General features: G+C 72.9%; 2 protein-coding genes. One reads left to right on the forward strand and one right to left on the reverse strand.

Annotated features, from left to right (window positions below; all coding sequences use genetic code 11):
• The coding region (locus tag IJH84_RS14915; protein ID WP_295145467.1) for an AAA family ATPase at positions 1–2,460 on the forward strand (2,460 nt) is incomplete at its 5' end.
• A 207-nt stretch (positions 2,461–2,667) separates the two neighbouring features.
• On the opposite strand, the gene IJH84_RS14920 is transcribed toward IJH84_RS14915, so the two are convergent.
• Positions 2,668–2,984 (reverse strand): helix-turn-helix transcriptional regulator (locus IJH84_RS14920; protein WP_295145469.1); only part of this gene is annotated, 317 nt, incomplete at its 5' end.

Genomic DNA, 2,984 nt, shown 5'->3' on the forward strand with positions numbered 1-2,984 from the left:
CTCGCGCGGCTGCGCGCGAGGGTGGAAGCGCACCACCTGCGCCCCGTGCAACTCCGGATCACCCGCGAGGAGCACGACGTGGCGCACCTCGCCGCCCGGCTCGCCGACGAACTCGGCAAGGACCCGCGCGAAGCCGTGCGCGTCCCGCTGACGCGACTGCTCGCCCAGCACACCGAACAGCACGGGCCGCTGGTGGTGATCGTCGACGACGCGCAGCGGATCGCGCCGGGCTGCCTGGCCGAACTCGCCCGCATGGTGAATCCGCAGAACTGCCACCGGGTCACTTTCGTCTGCGCATTCCGCACCCCGGCAGCGGGCGCACCCGCCGAACTCGCGCGGCTGCGCGACGCCGGACTCGTGCACGAGGAACGGCTGCGCCCGCTGGACGAATCCGCGATGCGCGCGCTGCTCACCGACGACCTGCAAGCCGAACCCGCGCCGCAGCTGGTGCGCGCGGTGCGCCGGAACAGCCGCGGGCTGCCCGCTTTCGCGCACGCGCTGCTCGACGGCTACCGCGAAGCCGGCTGCCTGCGGATCGTGGACCAACGGGTCTGCCCGGTCGGTGGCCGCGGACCCGCCGTGCGGATCACGCACCCGCTGTTCGCTGGGCTGAGCGAGCTGGGTTCGCCGTGCTGGCCGGTGCTCAAGGCGCTGGCCGTGCTGCACCCGCTGCGCGGCAACGTCCCGGAGCTGATCGCCCGAGCGACCGACCTGCCAGAGCACCAGGTGCTCGAAGCGCTCAAAGCGCTGCGCGCCACCGGTGTGCTGACCGGCGAGTGGCGGTTCCGGGTGCCCGCGCTGGGTGCGCTGCTCACGACCTGCCTCGGCCCGTACGAGCGGCGGCGGGTCAGCGAGCTCGCGGTGCTCGCGCTGTGGAACGGCGCGGCGACCTGCGCTGATCCGGAGTACTTGGCGGAGCGGCTGGCGACCGCGGGCAGGCTGGTCGACCCGGACCGGGCCGCGGCGGAGCTTGTGCAGATCAGCGGCCGGACACCGCCGGAGCGCGGGGACCTCGCCGACCATTGGGGCCGCGCCGCGGCACGGTTGTGCACCGAGAGCGGGCAGCGCGCCGAGGTGCTGCACCGCCATGCGGTGACCAGCGCACTGCACATGCGGTTCGAGTCGGCCGCGGAAAGCGCGGACGAGGTGCTGCGCGACCATCCGCAGCAGCTGAGCCCGGATTCCGCGCAGGAACTGCGGATCGTGCGGTTGGTCGCGGCCGCGGCCACCGGTGCGCTGGGTGAGCTCGTCCCCGAGCGCTCTCCGTCCACCGTGGTCACCCGGGCCGCCGGGCTGTGCCTGCTCGGGCGGTGGGCGCAGGCGCACGACGAGCTCGTCGAGAACCTTCCGCTGTGGTCCTCGTCCGAGTCCACCAACGGCATGTTCGGCCGGGTGCTGCTGGATTCGGCGGCGGCGGTGCTGGGCCGCTCCCGCTGGAGCGGCTCGGCGCGGGGGCGCGGCACCACCGCGGACGTGCTCCGGATTCTGACCCGGGCGTTGACGTTGTTCGGCGGACTGCGCGAACCGGCGCAGGGAGCGCAGGTGGCGGCCGAGCGGGCGGTCCACTTCGGACACGCGGGCCGGTGGGACGAGGCGCTGGAGCACGCCCGTTCCGGCCTGGCCACCGCCGCCGCATGGGGCGGCACACCCGGGCACACCGCGTTGTTCCGGCAAATGGCCGACATCTTCGTCGCCCGCGGACAGCTGCAGCGAGCGCGCACCATCATCGCGGAGGCCCGCGAACAGCACCTGCTGCTCCCGCACCTGCTGGCCATCCCGGAAGCCGAGCTGGAAAGCACCACCGGTGCGACCGACCGAGCTCGCGCGCACCTGACCTCGGCGTTGCGGGCCGCGGACGCCGACGGCGTGCTCATCGGCACCGACGAACTGCTGCGCGCCCTGGTCGAACTGGAAACGCGGTGCGGTGACCACGCGGCTGCTCGGGAGCACGCCGCGCGGCTGGAACAGGTCGCGGCGCGGCTGGACGACTCCGCCGCTCGCCGAAACGACCTGCTGGGCCGGGTCCTGGTGCACGGCGACACCGCGGCCGCGGCGGAGGCGATCGAGCTCGCCGAGTCCCGGCAGCGCCCCTGCGAACTCGCCCGCACTTTGGCCACCGTGGGCGGATCCGCGGCCGGTAGCGGCACGATGCTGCGCACCGCCTACGAGTTGTTCGGCGAGCTCGACGCGCTCATCCCGCGCGCGCGGCTGCGGCTGCTGATGCGGGAACGCAAGGTCACCGTCCCCGGGCGCGGCACCACGGTCGCCGAGAACGAGCGGCTGCTGGCCACGTTGATCGCCGAGGGCCTGACCAACGCGCAGCTCGCGACGATCCTGGGCACCAGCGAGAAAGGGATCGAAGGACGGCTCACCCGGCTGTTCCAGCGGGCCGGTTTCCGGTCCCGCGCCGAACTCGCGACGGCTTTGCTGCACGGCGATTTCTCCGTCGAACTGACGTGATACCTCAGCATTCGCCAGCGCTGGAAAACGGCGCCGGCGAACGATCGGGAGAACGGGGACCTGCATCCGGGACCCGGCTTAATTCCGGTGCCGAGCGGGCGCGTTCGGCATTTCTCGCCGACCAGCGGAGCGCGGAGCACTTTCGCCCCGGTCGAAATGGGGCGAACGAGACCTTCGCTCCTAGCGACTCCGGCGCACGCGGAACGCTCAGATGAGTCCGCAGCGCAGCGCGTGCGCGACCAGTTGCGGACGATTGCGCACGTCGAGATTGCGCATCATGGCCCGGACGATGTTCTTGACCGTGCGTTCCGAGTAGCTCAGCCGCGACCCGATCTCCTCGGTGTCGCAGCCCTCCGCCAGCAGCCGCACGACCTCGACCTCCCGCGCGGTCAGCCCGACCGAGTCCAGCCCGCGCGGCGCCAGCACGTCCCGCTGCAGCTCCTGCACCTGCCGCAGCAGCTCACCCAGCAGGTTCGGCGGCAGCACGCCACCACCCGGTCGGTGACCTGGTCGGCGGCGAAGAC

The sequence above is a fragment of the Saccharopolyspora sp. genome (assembly GCF_017434145.1).
GTDB classification, from domain to species: domain Bacteria; phylum Actinomycetota; class Actinomycetes; order Mycobacteriales; family Pseudonocardiaceae; genus Saccharopolyspora_C; species Saccharopolyspora_C galaxeae.